The following is a 16277-nucleotide window of genomic DNA, read 5'->3' on the forward strand; positions in this document are numbered from 1 at the left end:
CTCACGAACTGGACCCATGCAGCCCGAGACCCCGACGGACGACCTCCCCGATCTGCCCGGCGTCTCCTACGTGATGCCCGTGCTGAACGAGGTCACCCACGTGCGAGCGGCGGTCGACTCCCTGCTGGCTCAGGATTACACCGGGCCCTTCGACGTCGTCCTCGCGCTCGCGCCCAGCATCGACGGCACCGAGCGGCTCGTCGCCGAGCTCAGCGCGGCCGACGAGCGGATCCGCGTCGTGGCGAATCCCGTCGGCTCGACACCGGCCGGACTGAACGCCGCGATCCGCGCCTCGCGGCACCCCGTCGTCGTCCGCGTTGATGCGCACTCCGTCCTGCCGCCCGAGTACGCGCGGATCGCCGTCGAGGCGCTGCAGCGCTCGGGAGCCGCGAACGTCGGCGGAGTGATGGCGGCCGAGGGGCTGACGCCGTTCCAGCGCGCCGTCGCCCGCGCGTACGGCTCGCGGATCGGCCTCGGCGGCACCCCGCACCACGTCGGCGGCGAGGAGGGCCCGGCCGACACCGTCTACCTCGGCGTCTTCCGCCGCTCCGCCCTCGAGCGCGCCGGTCTCTTCGACGAGCGCTTCAAGCGCGGCCAGGACTGGGAGCTCAACCGCCGGCTGCGCGAGGCGGGCGGCCTGGTCTGGTTCACCCCGCGGCTCACCGTCACCTACCGGCCCCGGCCGTCGATGCGGGCGCTGCTGCGGCAGTTCCTCTCCACCGGGATGTGGCGGGGCGAGCTGACGCGGCTGTTCCCGGCCTCGCGGTCGCTGCGCTACTTCGCACCGCCCGTCCTCGTGGCGCTGCTCGCCCTCGGCCTGCTCGCCGGGGTCGCCGGAGTGCTGCAGGCGCTGCTCGGCGTCGCGCCGTGGCTCCTGCTCGGGCTCGTCGTCCCGGTCGGCTACCTCGCGCTCGTCGCGGCGGCCACGATCGCCGTCGCCCGCGTCGACGGACCGCGCACCATGCTGTGGTTCCTCGTCGTGATCCCCGCCATCCACGTGGCCTGGGGCACCGGCTTCGTGCTCGGCTTCGCGGGCCTCACCAGCAACATCGCGGCGCACCGCCACCACCCCGCGGCCGACTCCGCCGCCGACTCCGCGAGGGACGCATGACCAGCACCGCCAGACCGCGATCGATCGCCGAGCTCCGCGCGGTCGCCCAGCCGCCCGAGGTCCGCGGACGGCGCAACGCCGAGCACTGGACCGCATCGCTGTACCTGCGCCGCTTCTCGCCGTACCTGACCATGCAGCTGCTGCGCACCTCGATCTCGGCCAACGGCGTGACCGGGCTGATGATCCTCGTGGGCTGGAGCGCGGCCGCGGCGCTGCTGATCCCCGGGATCGCCGGCGCCGCCCTCGCGCTGATCCTCGGCCAGCTGCAGATGCTCGTCGACTGCTGCGACGGCGAGGTCGCGCGCTGGCGCCGCACCTCGTCGCCCGCCGGCGTCTTCCTCGACAAGGTCGGCCACTACACGACGGAGTCGCTGATCCCGATCGCGCTCGGACTGCGGGCCGCCGGGACCCCCTTCGACGCCCCCGAGGACTTCCTCTGGACCTCGATCGGCCTCGCGCTCGCGCTGGTGATCGTGCTGAACAAGGCGCTCAACGACATGGTGCACGTCGCCCGGGCGAACGCCGGGCTGACGAAGCTCGCCGACACGAAGGGGGAGGCGACGCCGTCCTCCTCCGCTCTCGCGCGCCTGCGCCGTGCCGCGCGGTTCGTGCCGTTCCACCGGCTGTACCACTCGGTCGAGCTGACCATGCTGGCCTTCGCCGCGAGCCTGGTCGGGCTGGTGGTGGGCGCCGGCACGGCAGACCGCGTGCTGGTCTCGGCGCTGCTGCCGCTCGCGCTCCTCGCGCTCGTCGGCCACTTCGTCGCGATCATGGCGTCCAAGCGTGTCCGGTCCTGAGCCGGGCGGGCTGCCGCGCGTCGGCGTCGTCGTCCTGACCCAGGGCACGCGCCCCGACGACCTCGCGGCCGGGCTCGCGAGCGTCCTCGCCCAGGAGGGCGTCGAGCTCGACGTCGTCTGTGTCGGCAACGGATGGGTGCCCGAGGGACTGCCCGAGGGCGTCCGCGCGCTCGCCCTCCCGGAGAACCTCGGCATCCCGGCCGGCCGCAACGCCGGCGTGCCGGCCGTCGCGGGGGAGTACCTGTTCTTCCTCGACGACGACGCGCGCGTGCCGTCGCCGAGCTTCCTCCGCGACGCGATCGCGCTGCTCGCCTCGCCGCGCCGGATCGGCATGGTGCAACCGCGGGTCGACAGCATCGACGGCACGCCCGCGCCCCGGCGCTGGACCCCGCGCATCCTCAAGGGCGACCCGCGCCGCTCCGGACCCGTCTTCTCGGTCTGGGAGGGCGCGGTGGTGCTGCGCCGCGACGTCTTCGAGCGGACCGGCGGCTGGGCCGCTCCCTTCTTCTATGCGCACGAGGGCATCGAGCTGGCCTGGCGGGTCTGGGACACCGGGCGCAGCACCTGGTACGCGGGCGAGCTCGTCGCCCAGCACCCGGTGATCCAGCCGACCCGTCACGCCGACTACTACCGGCTGAACGCCCGCAACCGGGTGTGGCTCGCCCGCCGCTCGCTGCCGGCTCCGCTCGCGCTCGCCTACGTCGGCTCGTGGACCGCGATCCAGTGCCTGCGCTGGCGGAACGACCGTCCGGCGCTCCGGGCCTGGTTCGCCGGCTGGCGCGAGGGCTGGACCGCCGACCCCGGGGAGCGCCGCATTCTGGCAGGCCGGACGCTGCTGCGCATGACGGTCGCCGGGCGTCCCCCGATCGTCTAGCATCGGGGAATCCGCCCCCCGTCGGGCGGACGCCCCTCGGAAGGACGACGGTGTTCGATTCGACGCAACTCCCCTCGACAGCTCTGCCCGGTGCAGTTCTGGCCGAGCCGGTGCCCACCCCCGACGACCTGATCGCGGCCGTGCGCTCCCGCGTGGACGCCCTCGGCGGACCGGTCGAGGAGCCGGAGTTCCAGTCGCGCCTGGACGCCCGCCTCCCGCGGCTGGTCGACCTGCTCGCCGCGGTCTACGCGCATCGCGACGACCTCGTCGAGCAGATCGTCGCCCTGGTCGAGCTCGCCGCGACCTCCTGGCAGGAGCGCCCGGAGGACCTGCGCGCGCTCGATCGTGCCCGCGGGCAGCACCCGGACTGGTTCCTCTCCAACAAGGCCCTCGGCGGCGTCTGCTACGCCGACCGCTTCGCCGGCGACCTCGCGGGTCTGCGCGCCGAGATCCCGTACTTCCGCCAGATCGGGCTCAACTACCTGCACCTGATGCCGGTCTTCGACGCTCCGGAGGGGGAGTCCGACGGCGGCTACGCGGTGTCCAGCTACCGCCGCGTCCGCCCGGACCTCGGCGACATGGACGATCTGCGCCTGCTCGCCGCGGAGCTGCGCGGGCACGGCATCGCGCTCGTCGTCGACTTCGTCTTCAACCACACCTCGAACGAGCACGAGTGGGCGCGGAAGGCGCTCGCGGGCGAGCCGCGCTACGAGGACTACTACTGGATCTACCCCGACCGCGAGCAGCCGGACGCCTTCGAGCGCACCACCCGCGAGATCTTCCCCGACGACCACCCCGGCTCCTTCGTGCAGCTCGAGGACGGCCGCTGGGTCTGGGCGACCTTCCACCGCTACCAGTGGGACCTCAACTACTCGAACCCCGAGGTCTTCCGCGCGATGGCCGGCGAGATGCTCTTCCTCGCCAACCAGGGCGTCGATGCGCTGCGGATGGACGCGGTCGCCTTCATCTGGAAGGAGCTCGGCACCACCTGCGAGTCCCAGCCCGAGGCGCACGTGCTGCTGCGCGCGTTCAACGAGGTCTGCCGGCTCGCCGCGCCGTCGCTGCTGTTCAAGTCCGAGGCGATCGTGCACCCCGACGAGGTGATCGAGTACATCGACCTCGAGGAGTGCCAGCTCTCCTACAACCCGCTGCAGATGGCGCTGACCTGGGAGGCGCTCGCGACCCGCGACGTCCGGCTGCTCGCCCAGGCGCTCGAGCGGCGGCACGCGCTGCCGGCCGGGACGGCGTGGGTCAACTACGTCCGCGGGCACGACGACATCGGCTGGACCTTCGCCGACGAGGACGCCGCCGAGCTCGGCATCGACGCGGCCGGGCACCGGCGCTTCCTCAACGACTTCTACACCGACCGCTTCGAGGGGACGTTCGCGCGCGGCGTGCCCTTCCAGGAGAACCCGCGTACGGGCGACCGGCGAGTGTCCGGGACGACGGCCTCGCTCGCGGGCGTCGAGGCGGGCGACCCCTACGGGATCGACCGGGTGCTGCTCGCGCACTCCATCGCCCTCAGCACCGGCGGTCTGCCGCTGCTCTACCTCGGAGACGAGGTGGGACAGCTGAACGACCACGGCTATCTGGACGATCCGAGCACCGCGGGCGACTCCCGCTGGGTGAACCGCCCGCGGCGGCCCGCGGAGCGCTACGCCGAGCGCGAGACCCCGGGGGCCGACGCCGCCGAGATCTTCGGCGGGCTCCTGCACCTGATCGCGGTGCGCAAGCGGACCGACCTCTTCGCGGGCAACGCGCTCACGGTCTTCGACGCGGTCAACGACCACGTTCTCGGCTACCAGCGCCCCGGCGACGGCGAGGCCGTGCTCGTCCTGGCCAACGTCTCCGACGAGGCGCAGGAGGTCGCGCCGGAGCGCTTCGGCGGCTTCGCCCCCGAGGCGGTCGACCTGGTCACCGAGATCGCCGTCGACCTCCGCGAGGGCTTCCGCCTCGCCCCCCTGCAGTTCGTCTGGCTGCGAGTGACCCCGGCCCCCACCTCGCCGGCCGAGTAGTCCGCAGAGCCGCAGCCATCTGCTGGTCGAGCAGCCCTGCAGGGGCCCACCACATGCTGGTCGAGTAGCCCCGCAGGGGCGTATCGAGACCCACGGTCGCACGGACTCCGGTCTGCAGAGCCGACCTTCAGGCCACGGCGGATCTGCTTGGAAGAGACGCCCGCAGTCATGCTGGTCGAGTAGCCCCGCAGGGGCGTATCGAGACCCACCACCGCATGGAGGTCGGCCTTCCCCGCCCTGCGCTGGCGCCGAAGGCGCCCCCTCCGCTCGATACGCCCGCTGCGCGGCCTGCTCGATCAGCATGCTGAACCCCGGCTTGTAGCCTGGTCCGATGACACCCGCACCCCGCGCCGTCCTCTCCCGCCTGCTCCGGGACGCGACGCTGGCGCGCGGAGTGGCCCGCGATCTGCTCACCGCACGGCGGGCCCGCCGCGACGTCGCCCGCGAGCTCGCGGCCCGCGCGCCGCTGACACCCGGCGTGTTCGAGATCGGCGTCTACTTCGCCGACGGCGACATCAACCTCTACCAGCTGCGCCAGTGGTACGCGCCGCTGCAGGAGCTCGCGAAGACCCATCCGGTCGTCCTCCTCTCCCGGAACGCCACCGCCACCCGGGCGCTGCTGCGCGAGAGCCCGATCCCGGTCGCGCACGTGCGCTCCGTCGCCGACCTCGAGACCGCCATCGACGAGCAGCCGCTGCGGATCGTCCTCTACGTCAACCAGAACGCCCGCAACTTCCAGATGATGCGCTACGGGCGCCGCTGGCACGTCTTCGTCAACCACGGCGAGAGCGACAAGATGTACATGACGACCAACCAGTTCAAGGCCTACGACTACAGCTTCATCGCCGGCGACGCCGCGCTCGCGCGCCTGCGCCGCGTGCTCTGGGACTTCGACTTCGACAAGCGCGCCCTCGCCATCGGCCGCCCGCAGGCCGACCACGTCTCCGGCCGCACCCCGTACCCCGCGGACGAGCGCCGCGTCGTGCTCTACGCCCCCACCTGGGAGGGCGACCGCCCCGCCGCCGGCTACGGCTCGATCCGCACCCACGGCGTCGCGCTCACCCGCGCCCTGCTGGCCGACCCCCGCTACCGCCTGGTCTACCGGCCGCACCCGCGCAGCGGCGCCGTGGACCCGGCCTACGGGGCGGCCGACCGTGAGATCGTCGCGCTGATCGCGGCGGCGAACGCAGCGGATCCGGCGGCCAGGCACGTGCACGACACCTCCGCCGAGCTCGGCTGGCAGCTCACCGCCGACATCGCGGTGCTGGACGTCTCGGCCATGGTCTACGACCGGCTCGCGACCGGCCGCCCGCTGCTGGTCACCCGGCCGGCCAGCCCGCTGGCCGAGGTCGACGAGTCCGGCTACCTGGGCGACGCGGAGTGGCTGCGCGCCGAGGACGCGGCCGCGATCGTCGCCCGGCTCCAGAGCGTGGAGCACGACGAGGCGGCGGTCGAGCGCCTCGAGCGCTGGGTCGCCCACTACTTCGGCGACACGAGCCCCGGAGCCGCGACCGCCCGCTTCCACGCGGCCATCGAGCAGCTGCTCGCCGAGTGGGACCGGCACGCCGAGCTGCACCGCGACGACGCCGCCGTCGACGAGCACGATCCCGAGCACTGAGCGGGCCGCCGGCAGCCTCTCCGGCACCCGTCCGTCAAGCCTTCTCCCGCGGCGCGGGCGGCCGTCCGGGCCCCGCTACGCTCGACGCATGATCACCCCGCGCGCCTTCGCCCGCTCCCGCCGGCGTGCCGCCGCGCCGGCCCAGCCCGCCGCCGAGCCCGACATCGTGGTGTCGAGCGACCCGGAGCGACCGCAGTTCACCATCCGCTCGTTCCGGATCGGCCTCTTCGGCGGTCTCGGCGTGCTCGTCGCCCTCGTGGTCGGCGGACTGGTCGTCTCGCTGAGCACGGTGCTGACCTACGTCTTCGTCGCGCTGTTCTTCGCCCTCGGCCTCGACCCGCTCGTCTCCTGGCTGGAGAGCAAGAGGATCCCGCGCGCACTGGCGATCACGATCGTGCTGGCCTCGGTGCTGCTGATCTTCGCCGGGCTGCTCCTCTACATCATCCCGATCCTGATCGAGCAGCTCACCATCTTCGTGACGAGCGCTCCCCGGATCGTCTCCGACATCGCCTCGCAGCCGTGGGTGCTCGACCTGGAGCGGCAGCTCAGCGGCGTCGTCGACGTCGACTCGCTCATCGGCAACGTGCAGAGCTTCATCGGCAACCCGAACAACCTGCTCTCGCTCGGCGGCGGCATCCTCGCCGTCGGCAGCGGGATCGCGAGCGGCGTGACCGGCGCGATCATCGTGCTGATCCTCACCCTCTACTTCCTCGCCTCGCTGCGCTCGATGAAGTCGGTCGCCTACCGCTTCGCGCCCGCCTCCCACCGCCCGAAGGCGCGCGAGGTCGGCGAGGAGATCACCGGCGCGGTCGGCCGCTACGTCGTGGGCCAGGTGTCGCTCGCGGCCGTCAACGGCGTGCTGACCTTCATCCTGCTGCTGATCATCGGCGGGCCCGTCCCGGCCCTGCTGGCCTGCGTGGCCTTCCTCGGCTCGCTGATCCCGCTCGTCGGGACGATCTCGGGCGCCCTCATCATCTCGCTCGCCTGCCTGCTCGCTTCGCCGGTGACAGCGCTCGTCGCGGCGATCTACTACCTCGTCTACATGCAGGTCGAGGCGTACGTCCTCAGCCCGCGGATCATGAACCGCGCCGTGTCCGTGCCCGGCGCCGTCGTCGTCATCGCGGCCGTCGCGGGCGGGACGCTCGCAGGCGTGCTGGGCGCGCTCGTGGCGATCCCCGTGGCGGCGTCGGTGATCATCGTGGTGCAGAAGGTCGTGTTCCCGAGGCAGGACACCAAGTAGGTCCGTCCCCGGGGCAGGACTGCGCGTCGCTTCGCGACGGCGCGGGGGCGGCTCGGGGCGCGTCGCTGCGCGACGGCGCGGGTGCGGTACCTCGTCGCGGCTCCTTCCCGCGCGCCTGCGGCGCGCCCGCCAGACCCGAGCCAGGAGCCGCGACGAGGCACCGCACCCGCGCCTCGTGCTCGGTCGGACGGGAGCGCAGCGTCGGCATGCCGGTCGGGCGGCCCCGCAGGGGCCCGTCCATGCTGGTCGAGCAGCCCCGGAGGGGCGTATCGAGACCCGCCGTCGTCAACCGGGAGGATCTGCAGACTCGTCTTCTGACGCAGGTGGATCTCGATACGCCCGCTGCGCGGCCTACTCGATCAGCATGACGTCGCCGCAAGCATTCTTGCTAGGGCGGCCCCGGAGGGGCCCATCCATGCTGGTCGAGTAGCCCCGGAGGGGCGTATCGAGACCCGCCGTCCTCAGCGGGGCGGGTCTGCGGACTCGTCCTCCCATGACGGTGCGGGATCAGCGGAAGGGCGGCACCGTGCTGTCGACCGTGCGGGTGAAGGCGGTCGCCGACGCCGGGAGATCGGACGCGGACCCGGGCGCCGGCACCGGGGGGAGGGTACGGGTGACCAGGGGGACGGTGCCCGCCCAGACGCCGGGGGTCTGGGCGTCGTCGTCGGAGGGGCCGGCGGCGCGGATCTTGAGGCTCGCCTCGGCGAGGGGCAGGCGCAGGACGAGGGTGGCGGCGATCTCGCGGGCGGTGCTCGGGCGGGTCTCGGCGGGGCGGCCGGGGAGGAGGCGCTCGGTCAGCAGGTCGAGGGCGCGGGCCTTGCCGGGGCCTTCGACGGGCTCGGCGCGGCCGAGGATCATCGCGGACCGGTAGTTCATCGAGCTGTCGAAGGCGGAGCGGGCGACGACGAGGCCGTCGACCAGGGTCACAGCGACGGTGAGCAGCGAGCCGCGGGCGGCCTCGCGCAGGAGACCGCCGCCGCTGGAGCCGTGCAGGAGGAGGTCGTCGCCGTCGCGGGCGAAGAGGATCGGCAGCACGATCGCGGCCCCCTCGCGGACGACGGCGACGTGCGCGATCAGCGCTTCGTCGAGCAGGGCGTCCAGGGCGCCGCGGTCGAGGACCTGGCGGTCGCGGAGCCGGGTGACGCGGGTGCGGTCGGTGGTGTCGAGGGTGTCCATGGTCCGAGGATCGCGTCCGCACTGGATCTGCGAGAATGCCAGGGAGCCACGGGTCGAGTGGTCCAGAACGGGGGAGTCGATGGCGTCCGGTGATCTCGAGGTGCCGCTGCTGCTGCGTGCGCCGGAGCGCGGAGCGGTCCGCTCCGGGCTGGCCGAGGCGCTGCGGGCGGCGGTGCTCGACGGGCGCTACGGGGCCGGCGACGCCATCCCGTCCAGCCGCGTCCTGGCGCAGCAGCTGGGGGTCTCGCGCGGCTCGGTCGTCGCGGCGGTCGATCAGCTGGTCGGCGAGGGCTACCTCGTGGCGCACCCGCGCGCGGCGGTGACGGTGGCGGCGGACGGGGTGGTCGTGCCGATCCGGTCCCGGGTCGAGCGGGCGGAGCCGGCGGTGCTGCCGGCGACGGTCCGGCTGGATCTGCGGCCAGGGCGCCCGGACACGCGCGATCTGGACGGGCCGGAGTGGCGCGCCGCCTGGCGGCCGGCGCTCTCGGCTCCGCCCTCGGAGCTGCCGTCGGCAGCGGGGCACGCGGGTCTGCGGGGGCGGATCGCCGAGCAGCTGCGGCGCTCGCGGGGGATCGACGTCGAGGCGGAGGACGTCCTCGTGACGAGCGGGACCGCGGACGCCGTCGCGCTGCTGGTGCGGGCGGCGGTCGCCGCGCTCGGCCGTCCGGTGCGGGTGGCGGTGGAGGACCCGGGCTACCCGGCGGTGCGGCGGCGGCTGCGCGCGGAGGGCCACGAGCTCGTGGGGGTGCCGGTCGATGCGGACGGCATCGACCTGGACGCGCTCGCGACGAGCGGCGCGGACGTCGTGGTCGTCACGCCCTCCCACCAGTACCCCACCGGAGGCCGACTGGCGCTCGCCGCCCGGCTCGAGCTGGTGCGTCGCGCGGCGACGGAGCGGCTCCTGGTGATCGAGGACGACTACGACAGCGAGTTCCGCTACGTCGGCGCACCGCTGCCGGCGCTCGCGTCGCTCGACGGCGGCGGGGGAGTGGCGCACGTCGGCTCGTTCTCGAAGACGGTGTCGCCGTGGCTGCGGGTGGCGTACCTGGCGCTGCCGCCGTCGTCGTGGCTGCACGGGGCGGTGCGGGAGGTCGACGCCGAGCGCGACGCCTCCGTCTCCGGCCCGACGCAGGAGGCGCTCGCCGCCTTCATGGCGGGCGGCGGCTTCCGGCGGCACCTCACCCGCTCGCGGCGCCGCTACGCGCACCGTCGCGGGCTGGTCCGCGACTTCTCCGAGGCGATCGACTGGGGCTCGGCGCGCGGACTCGACGGCGGCCTGCACGTCGTGCTCGGGCTGCCCGCGCCGCTCACAGCGAGGGCGGTGGTGGCGGCGCTCACGGGGGAGGGGCTCCTCGTCGCTCCGCTCGACGACTACGCCCTGGCCGACCGCGCGGAGGAGGAGGCGCTGGTCCTCGGCTACGGCAGCGCGAGCGATCTCGAGCTGACCGCCGCGCTGAGCACGATCGACCGGACGGTCCGAGCACTGCTCGGCGGCGGTCCCGCCGTCCGTGGTATCCCTGGAGGATGACCGCCGACTCCGCCCTGCACATCACCGACGACGCCGACGCCGACGCGCTGCTCACCCGCGACCCGCTCGCCCTGCTGATCGGCATGCTGCTGGATCAGCAGGTCGCGATGGAGACGGCGTTCTCGGGGCCGCTCAAGCTATCGGAGCGCCTGGCCGAGGAGGGGTCGTCCTTCGACGCGGCCGCGATCGCGGACTTCGACGAGGACCGCTTCTCGGAGCTGTCCCGGACGCCCCCGGCGATCCACCGCTACCCGGCGAACATGGCCGGCCGGGTGCAGACCCTCTGCCGCGCGATCGTCGACGACTGGGACGGCGACGCCTCGGCCATCTGGACCCGCGACGACCCCGACGGCCGCGAGGTGCTCACCCGCCTCAAGGCGCTGCCCGGCTTCGGCGACCAGAAGGCCCGCATCTTCGTCGCCCTGCTCGGCAAGCGCCGCGGCTTCGAGGGCGCGGGCTGGCGCGAGGCCGCCGGCGCCTACGGCGAGGAGGACTCGTTCCGCTCGGTCGCCGACATCGTCTCGCCCGAGTCCCTCGCCAAGGTCCGCGCCACGAAGCAGGCCGCCAAGGCCGCCGCCAAGGCCAAGAAGTAGAACGCGCGCGCGGCTCGCGCCTCCTGCTAGTCGAGTAGCCGTGCCGCGGCGAAGCCGCTTCGCGTCTCGCTGGTGGGGGAGGACGCGGCTGCGCCCCGTCATGCTGGTCGAGTAGCCCCGCAGGGGCGTATCGAGACCGGCCGTCGCCATCAGGACGGGACTGCAGAGTCGTCTTCCGACGACGGTGGATCTCGATACCCCCGCTGCGCGGGCTACTCGATCAGCAGGGCTTTCCTCTGCGAACTCGGTGATCTTTCCTCGGAGACCCGCGATCGCCTGGAGACTGGATCTCGAGACGCGCCCTGCGGCCGCTACTCGATCAGCAGGGATGCGGCGGCTCCGCGCTCTGCTATCGGACTCGACCGGTGAGATCGAGGACCCGATGCGAAGCAGCTGCTCTCCGTGCCGATCCCTGCGCCCCCTGGCCCGACCCGGTCGGCGATGGTTACCATGTCGGTGTCTCCTTCCGGATCTCGCGATCCGGTCGGATGACTTCACCGGGCCGGGTGGACACGACTGAACGGTCGTCGGACAGTGTCCTTTCAGGTCACTTCCCCCACCCGGTCCGGCCCTCCGATCCCTCTGGACGCAGAGCGGAGCAGCCGCAGGCGGCGGCGTATCGAGACCTGCGGGAGCGTTCCGTGCCGGTACCGTGGCGTTGATGCTGCCGTTCGACACCGCGCGACTCAGGTTCCGCGAGATGACCGCCGCGGACCTCGATCTCCTGTCCGGATTGCTCGGTGACGCGGAAATGATGCGCTACTACCCGGCCCCGAAGACGCGCGCTGAGGCCGCCGACTGGATCGCCTGGAACCGGCGCAACTACGAGCGCGACGGCTTCGGGCTGTGGGTCATCGAGACCATGGACCGCGAGTTCGTGGGGGACTGTGGCCTGACCTGGCAGAGCGTCAACGGCGTCCCCGAGCTGGAGGTCGGCTACCACGTCCGCTCCTCCCTGCAGGGGCGGGGCTACGCCACGGAGGCCGCGGCCGCCTGTCTCGAGCTGGCTCGACGGTGCGGCCTCGCGGAACGCCTCGTGGCGATCATCCATCCCGAGAACAGCGCCTCCCAGCGCGTCGCCGAGAAGATCGGGCTCCGCATCGCCGGTGAGGACCGTTGTCATGATCTGCCGGTCAGGACCGTCCTTACGACGCCTCTCCGCGGTGTTCGATCTGCGCTCGATCGAGGCTGAGCCGGTTCGAGTGAGTGAGGAGCCGCGAAGCGGCACGGCGAGCCCCTGCATCGTTCGGTGGGTGGATCTCGATACGCGCCCTGCGGGCGCTACTCGATCAGCATGTTGCGGAGGCGGACGCTCAGCCCCCCCATGCTGGTCGAGTAGCCGCGCAGCGGCGTATCGAGACCCGGGGAACCGCATCGCCTCGGCGATCCCGCTCGGCGGAGGTCGAGATCAGAGGCGGTCGGCGAGGGCCGCGATGAGGGCCGCGCGGTCCTCGCGGAGGATCGAGGCGCCCGCGCCGGGGACCGTGCGGACCTCCGCACCGTGGTCGGCGAGGACGTCGCCGAGCGAGGAGTGGCCCAGCGGGTCCTCCGGCAGCACGGCGAGCGTCGGCACCGGGAAGGCGTCGGGCGCGTCGGCCGCTCCGCGCGCCGTCAGTCCGGCCGCGGACTCCGGGTCCCAGAGCGCGTGGGCCGAGACGTCGAGCTCGATCTGCTCGTCGGTCCAGATCGGGTGGCGGTGGCGCAGGTCGTCGGCGTCGCCTTTCTCGACGTGCGCGATCGAGCCGCCGCGGCGCAGGGCGCTGCCGAGCCCCTTCGCGTCGGAGAAGGCGGGGTCGAGCAGGATCAGCCGCTCGGCGCGGTACTCCGGGGCGAGCCGCGCGGCGACGACGGCGCCGAGGCCGTGCCCGATCACCAGGTCGGGCGACTGCAGCACCGAGGCGCGCACGTCCTCCGCCCAGTGGTCGACGGAGTAGGCGGGCGACTTCGGCGAGCCGCCGTGCCCCGCGAGGTCCGGCGCGACGACGCGGTAGCCGTGCTCGTGCAGCGTCGGCACCAGGGCGTACCAGACCCGCGAGTCCGTGCCGAGGCCGTGCAGCAGCAGGGCGACCTTCTCGCCGGTACCGCCGTAGTCGCGCACGTGCAGCTCGAGCGGCTCGGCGCCGGCCGCGAGGGCCTTCCGCTCAGCCTTGGTCGGCGGGAGCACGAAGGTGTTGCCGAACTCGCGCGGGGCCGGCCCGAACGCGTCCCGCGCGCTCTGCACGACCTTGCGGCCGAGCATCGCGTTGCCGACGCCGCCCAGCGCGGCGCCGATCCCGAACGGCATCGCCCGCCCCAGCAGCCCCGCACCCTGCTGCGCGAGGAAGTGCTTCGCGAACGACTTCTTCGCCCGGTCGGCCAGCTCGCCCACGAGGAACGACGGCAGCCCCTTGGTCACCACCGAGCCCCAGTACTGGTTCATCCCGGCGCTGGTCCCGGTCGCGTGCCCGGCGACCTGGCGCACCAGCTCGCTGCCGGAGGAGCCCATCATCAGCGTGAGCACGAGGGCACGGGCGCGGTCCGGGTCCTCGAGGCGGATGCCGTGCACCTCGGTGACCGACTGCGCGAAGAGGGCGCTCGCCTCGAGGAAGCCGATCGCACCGGCGCCGGAGAGCGCGACGGACGCGGCGGTGCCGATCCCGGGGACGACCGCGGTCGCTCCGATGGCCGCGCCACCGGCGGCGACGCTCGAGAGGTACTGGCGCTCGAGCGAGGTGATCAGCTGCTCGGGAGTCGCGTTCGGCCGGCGGCGCCGCAGCGCCCGGATGTTCGCGAGGACCGCGGGCCGCTGGACGGCGAGGACGCGGTCCAGGATCCGGGCCAGCTGCGCGTTCTCGACGTCGGCGGTGCCGGCCTGCTCGAGCTCGTCGCGGTCCTTGCGGTCCTTCTTCGAGGACATGTCTGCACTCCTGCGTCGTGAGGACCCGCGCGTCGCGCTGTCGCGGCGAGCACCGGGCCGTGCGGCTCGGACTGCCGGTCACTCCGCGGCGGGCTGCGCTTTCGGCGCGTAGTCCTCAGAATACCGGGCGAGAACCTGATCGATCGGTGCGTCGAGCACCAGCGCGCCCTTGTCCAGGTAGAGCCCGCGGGTGCAGAAGCGGCGGAGGTCGCGCTCGTTGTGCGAGACGAAGAAGAGCGTCCGGCCGGCCGCGAGCAGCTCCTCGATCCGGGCGTAGCACTTCTCGCGGAACGCCTTGTCGCCCACCGCGAGCACCTCGTCGACCAGGATGATCGGCTCCTCGAGCCGCGACACCACCGAGAACGCGATCCGCACCTTCATCCCGCTGGAGAGGTGCTTGTACGGGGTGTCCAGGAAGTCGCCGATCTCGGCGAACTCGATGATCGAGTCGAACCGATCGTCGACCTCGCGCTTGGACATGCCGTGCAGCCCCGCGGTCAGGTAGACGTTCTCCCGGACGCTGAGGTCGGCGACGAAGCCGCCGGTGATCTCGATCAGCGGAGCGACCCCGCCGCGGACCTCCACCACGCCCTCGTCCGGCAGCACGACACCGGCGACGAGCTTCAGCAGCGTCGACTTGCCCTGGCCGTTCCGGCCGACAACGCCGATCGCCTCGCCCGCGTGCACTCGCACGTCGAGCCCGCGCAGCGCCCAGAACTCGCCGGGCCGCGAGCGCCGCGTCCCGCGCGAGAAGAGGTCCTTGAAGGAGCGACGGCCGCGGCGGTTCCGCCGGAACCGGATCCCGAGACCCCGGCACTCGATCACGACGGGGGCGTCCGCGGCGGGGCGCTCGTCAGCGGAGGACACGCTCACAGCTCCTTCAGCACCGCGCGCTCGGAGCGGCGGAAGACGATCAGGCCGAGACCGAGCACGAGGAACGAGATCAGCACGGAGGTGAGGATGAGCGGCAGGTCGAGCTCGCTCGCGAAGAAGGTGGAGCGGTAGAGCGCGAAGATCCCACTGAGGGGGTTCAGCGCGGCCCACGGCCGGATCGCGTCGGGCAGGTTCGCCGTCGAGTAGATGATCGGCGAGGCGTAGAAGAGGAAGCGCAGCACCAGCTTGATCGCGCGCTCGAGGTCGCGGAAGAACACGACGAGCGGGGCGACCAGCAGGCCGACGCCGAGGGTGAGCACGCCCTGGAGCAGGATCGCGAGCGGGAAGAGCAGGATCGCCGGCGTCACTCCCGCGCCCGCGACGACCGCGAAGAGCACGAGCACCGGCAGACTCGCGACGAACTCGATGCCCTTGGAGAGCACGATCCGGCCGACCCAGATGGTGCGCGGGATCGACGTGGAGCGCACGAGCTTCGCCTCGCGGAGGAAGGCCCGCGTCGCATCCGACGTCGCCTGGTTGAACCACATCCACGGCAGCAGGCCCGCGAGCAGGAAGACGATGTACGGGTCCTCGCCGACGGTGCGCTGGAACACCACGGTGAAGACGAAGTAGTAGATGCCCGACATCACCAGCGGGTCGAGCACCGACCAGACGTAGCCGAGCGCGCTGGTGGCGTAGCGGACCGTGAGGTCGCGCTTGGTCAGCAGCCAGAGCGAGTGCCGATAGCGCCAGGCCCGCGAGCGGTGCGGGCGCATGGCGGTCGCGCCGGCGTCGACGCGTGCGGGACTGCTCACGGCAGACGACTCCTCTCCGGCTCGGATCGAGCCGGAGCAGCGAGCGTCAGACGAAGAGGTTCGCCCGCTCGAGATCCTCGGCGAAGTCCACCTCGACGGCGTAGAGGTCGGAGATGTCCATCGGCTCGACGAGCAGTCTGTCCTGCTCGATCGCCAACTCTATTCCACGCTCGAAGTAGTCCTGGGCGTCGACCCGGGCCAGCTGGCGGATGAGCGCCGGCTTGTCCGCGGCCGAGACGTAGTTGATCCCGACGGCCTCGCCGAGACCGCGCTTGACGGTCTTGGACAGCTCGTCGATGTAGCCCTCGGCGCTGGTCGTGTACTTGACCTCCTCGTCGGACACCTTCGCGGTGTTGACGGTGACGAAGGAGACGTCCTTCGCGATGAGGTCCGCGGTGCGGTCGAGGATGCGCGGGTCGAAGACGACGTCGCCGTTCATCCAGAGGACGCCGCCCTGGCCGGAGGCCTGCAGCGCGCGGAGGAGGCTCTTCGAGGTGTTGGTCTGGTCGTACTGCTCGTTGTAGACGAACGTCGCCGAGGGGAACGCCTCGATGATGTGCTCGAGCTTGTAGCCGACGACGATGCTCACCGGCACCTTCGTGCCGAAGGCGTGGTGGATGTTGTCGAACTGCTGCTGCATGATCGTGCGGCCGTCGCTCAGCGGCGTCAGCGGCTTCGGCAGGGAGCGGCCGAGCCGGCTGCCCATGCCTGCGGCGAGGATGACGACGGAGGCGGGCACAC

At 72.7% G+C, this 16277-nt stretch carries 14 protein-coding genes; 9 read left to right on the top strand and 5 right to left on the bottom strand.

The window, feature by feature from the left end; genetic code table 11:
* Positions 1–16: 16 nt before the first annotated feature.
* The 6 genes from EDF35_RS16490 to EDF35_RS16515 all read left to right on the top strand — a co-directional run bounded on the left by EDF35_RS16490 (position 17) and on the right by EDF35_RS16515 (position 7655).
* Positions 17–1111, top strand: coding sequence for a glycosyltransferase family 2 protein (locus tag EDF35_RS16490; RefSeq protein WP_133963131.1), 1095 nt, complete (start codon positions 17–19; stop codon positions 1109–1111).
* Positions 1108–1908 carry a CDP-alcohol phosphatidyltransferase family protein gene (locus EDF35_RS16495; protein ID WP_133963132.1) on the top strand — a complete coding sequence of 267 codons (801 nt, stop codon included), beginning with the start codon at positions 1108–1110 and terminating at the stop codon, positions 1906–1908. The genes EDF35_RS16490 and EDF35_RS16495 overlap by 4 nt, the downstream gene beginning before the upstream one ends.
* Positions 1895–2782: a glycosyltransferase gene (locus EDF35_RS16500; protein WP_133963133.1), complete on the top strand. Its 888-nt coding sequence runs from the start codon at positions 1895–1897 to the stop codon at positions 2780–2782. The genes EDF35_RS16495 and EDF35_RS16500 overlap by 14 nt, the downstream gene beginning before the upstream one ends.
* A 152-nt stretch (positions 2783–2934) precedes the next feature.
* Positions 2935–4797, top strand: a complete 1863-nt coding sequence (locus EDF35_RS16505) for an amylosucrase (RefSeq protein WP_243840038.1) — start codon at positions 2935–2937, stop codon at positions 4795–4797.
* Positions 4798–5128: 331 nt separating this feature from the next.
* The gene (locus EDF35_RS16510; RefSeq protein WP_243840028.1) at positions 5129–6415 is read left to right on the top strand and encodes a hypothetical protein; all 1287 of its coding nucleotides are present in this window, start codon (positions 5129–5131) and stop codon (positions 6413–6415) included.
* 88 nt (positions 6416–6503) lie between these two features.
* Entirely contained in the window at positions 6504–7655 is a 1152-nt protein-coding gene (locus tag EDF35_RS16515) for an AI-2E family transporter (RefSeq protein WP_133963134.1), read from the top strand.
* 507 nt (positions 7656–8162) lie between these two features.
* Here EDF35_RS16515 and EDF35_RS16520 read toward each other — a convergent pair.
* A complete protein-coding gene (locus tag EDF35_RS16520; protein WP_133963135.1) occupies positions 8163–8831 on the bottom strand; it encodes a pyridoxamine 5'-phosphate oxidase family protein in 669 nt (222 codons plus the stop codon).
* A 79-nt stretch (positions 8832–8910) separates the two neighbouring features.
* On the opposite strand from EDF35_RS16520, the gene EDF35_RS16525 reads away from it, so the two are divergent.
* From EDF35_RS16525 to EDF35_RS16535, 3 genes are all read left to right on the top strand, one after another.
* Positions 8911–10359 carry a PLP-dependent aminotransferase family protein gene (locus EDF35_RS16525; RefSeq protein ID WP_166674143.1) on the top strand — a complete coding sequence of 483 codons (1449 nt, stop codon included), beginning with the start codon at positions 8911–8913 and terminating at the stop codon, positions 10357–10359.
* A complete protein-coding gene (locus EDF35_RS16530; protein ID WP_133963137.1) occupies positions 10356–10952 on the top strand; it encodes an HhH-GPD-type base excision DNA repair protein in 597 nt (198 codons plus the stop codon). Before EDF35_RS16525 ends, EDF35_RS16530 begins: the two co-directional genes overlap by 4 nt.
* 661 nt (positions 10953–11613) lie before the next feature.
* Positions 11614–12144: a GNAT family N-acetyltransferase gene (locus tag EDF35_RS16535; RefSeq protein ID WP_123734108.1), complete on the top strand. Its 531-nt coding sequence runs from the start codon at positions 11614–11616 to the stop codon at positions 12142–12144.
* 216 nt (positions 12145–12360) lie between these two features.
* Here EDF35_RS16535 and EDF35_RS16540 read toward each other — a convergent pair whose 3' ends face one another.
* From EDF35_RS16540 to EDF35_RS16555, 4 genes are all read right to left on the bottom strand, one after another.
* Positions 12361–13848, bottom strand: coding sequence for an alpha/beta hydrolase (locus EDF35_RS16540; protein ID WP_133963138.1), 1488 nt, complete (start codon positions 13846–13848; stop codon positions 12361–12363).
* A gap of 78 nt (positions 13849–13926) precedes the next feature.
* Positions 13927–14673, bottom strand: a complete 747-nt coding sequence (locus tag EDF35_RS16545; RefSeq protein ID WP_123737310.1) for an ABC transporter ATP-binding protein — start codon at positions 14671–14673, stop codon at positions 13927–13929.
* 44 nt (positions 14674–14717) lie between these two features.
* Positions 14718–15497 (bottom strand): ABC transporter permease, encoded by a 780-nt coding sequence (locus EDF35_RS16550; RefSeq protein ID WP_123705584.1) that lies wholly within the window; start codon positions 15495–15497, stop codon positions 14718–14720.
* Between the two features lie 85 nt (positions 15498–15582).
* On the bottom strand, positions 15583–16275 hold the full coding sequence (locus EDF35_RS16555) for a phosphocholine cytidylyltransferase family protein (protein ID WP_133963206.1): 693 nt from the start codon (positions 16273–16275) through the stop codon (positions 15583–15585).
* Positions 16276–16277: the final 2 nt, after the last annotated feature.

The sequence above is a fragment of the Rathayibacter sp. PhB151 genome (assembly GCF_004366415.1).
Lineage (GTDB): Bacteria > Actinomycetota > Actinomycetes > Actinomycetales > Microbacteriaceae > Rathayibacter > Rathayibacter festucae.

What these genes read in the sequence shown, in the direction of transcription:
- EDF35_RS16550 (WP_123705584.1), bottom strand. Translation starts at nt 15,497, where the DNA reads ATGCGCCCGCACCGCTCGCGGGCCTGGCGCTATCGGCACTCGCTCTGG.
- EDF35_RS16520 (WP_133963135.1), bottom strand. Translation starts at nt 8,831, where the DNA reads ATGGACACCCTCGACACCACCGACCGCACCCGCGTCACCCGGCTCCGC.
- EDF35_RS16540 (WP_133963138.1), bottom strand. Translation starts at nt 13,848, where the DNA reads ATGTCCTCGAAGAAGGACCGCAAGGACCGCGACGAGCTCGAGCAGGCC.
- EDF35_RS16535 (WP_123734108.1), top strand. Translation starts at nt 11,614, where the DNA reads ATGCTGCCGTTCGACACCGCGCGACTCAGGTTCCGCGAGATGACCGCC.
- EDF35_RS16515 (WP_133963134.1), top strand. Translation starts at nt 6,504, where the DNA reads ATGATCACCCCGCGCGCCTTCGCCCGCTCCCGCCGGCGTGCCGCCGCG.
- EDF35_RS16530 (WP_133963137.1), top strand. Translation starts at nt 10,356, where the DNA reads ATGACCGCCGACTCCGCCCTGCACATCACCGACGACGCCGACGCCGAC.
- EDF35_RS16495 (WP_133963132.1), top strand. Translation starts at nt 1,108, where the DNA reads ATGACCAGCACCGCCAGACCGCGATCGATCGCCGAGCTCCGCGCGGTC.
- EDF35_RS16490 (WP_133963131.1), top strand. Translation starts at nt 17, where the DNA reads ATGCAGCCCGAGACCCCGACGGACGACCTCCCCGATCTGCCCGGCGTC.
- EDF35_RS16525 (WP_166674143.1), top strand. Translation starts at nt 8,911, where the DNA reads ATGGCGTCCGGTGATCTCGAGGTGCCGCTGCTGCTGCGTGCGCCGGAG.
- EDF35_RS16510 (WP_243840028.1), top strand. Translation starts at nt 5,129, where the DNA reads ATGACACCCGCACCCCGCGCCGTCCTCTCCCGCCTGCTCCGGGACGCG.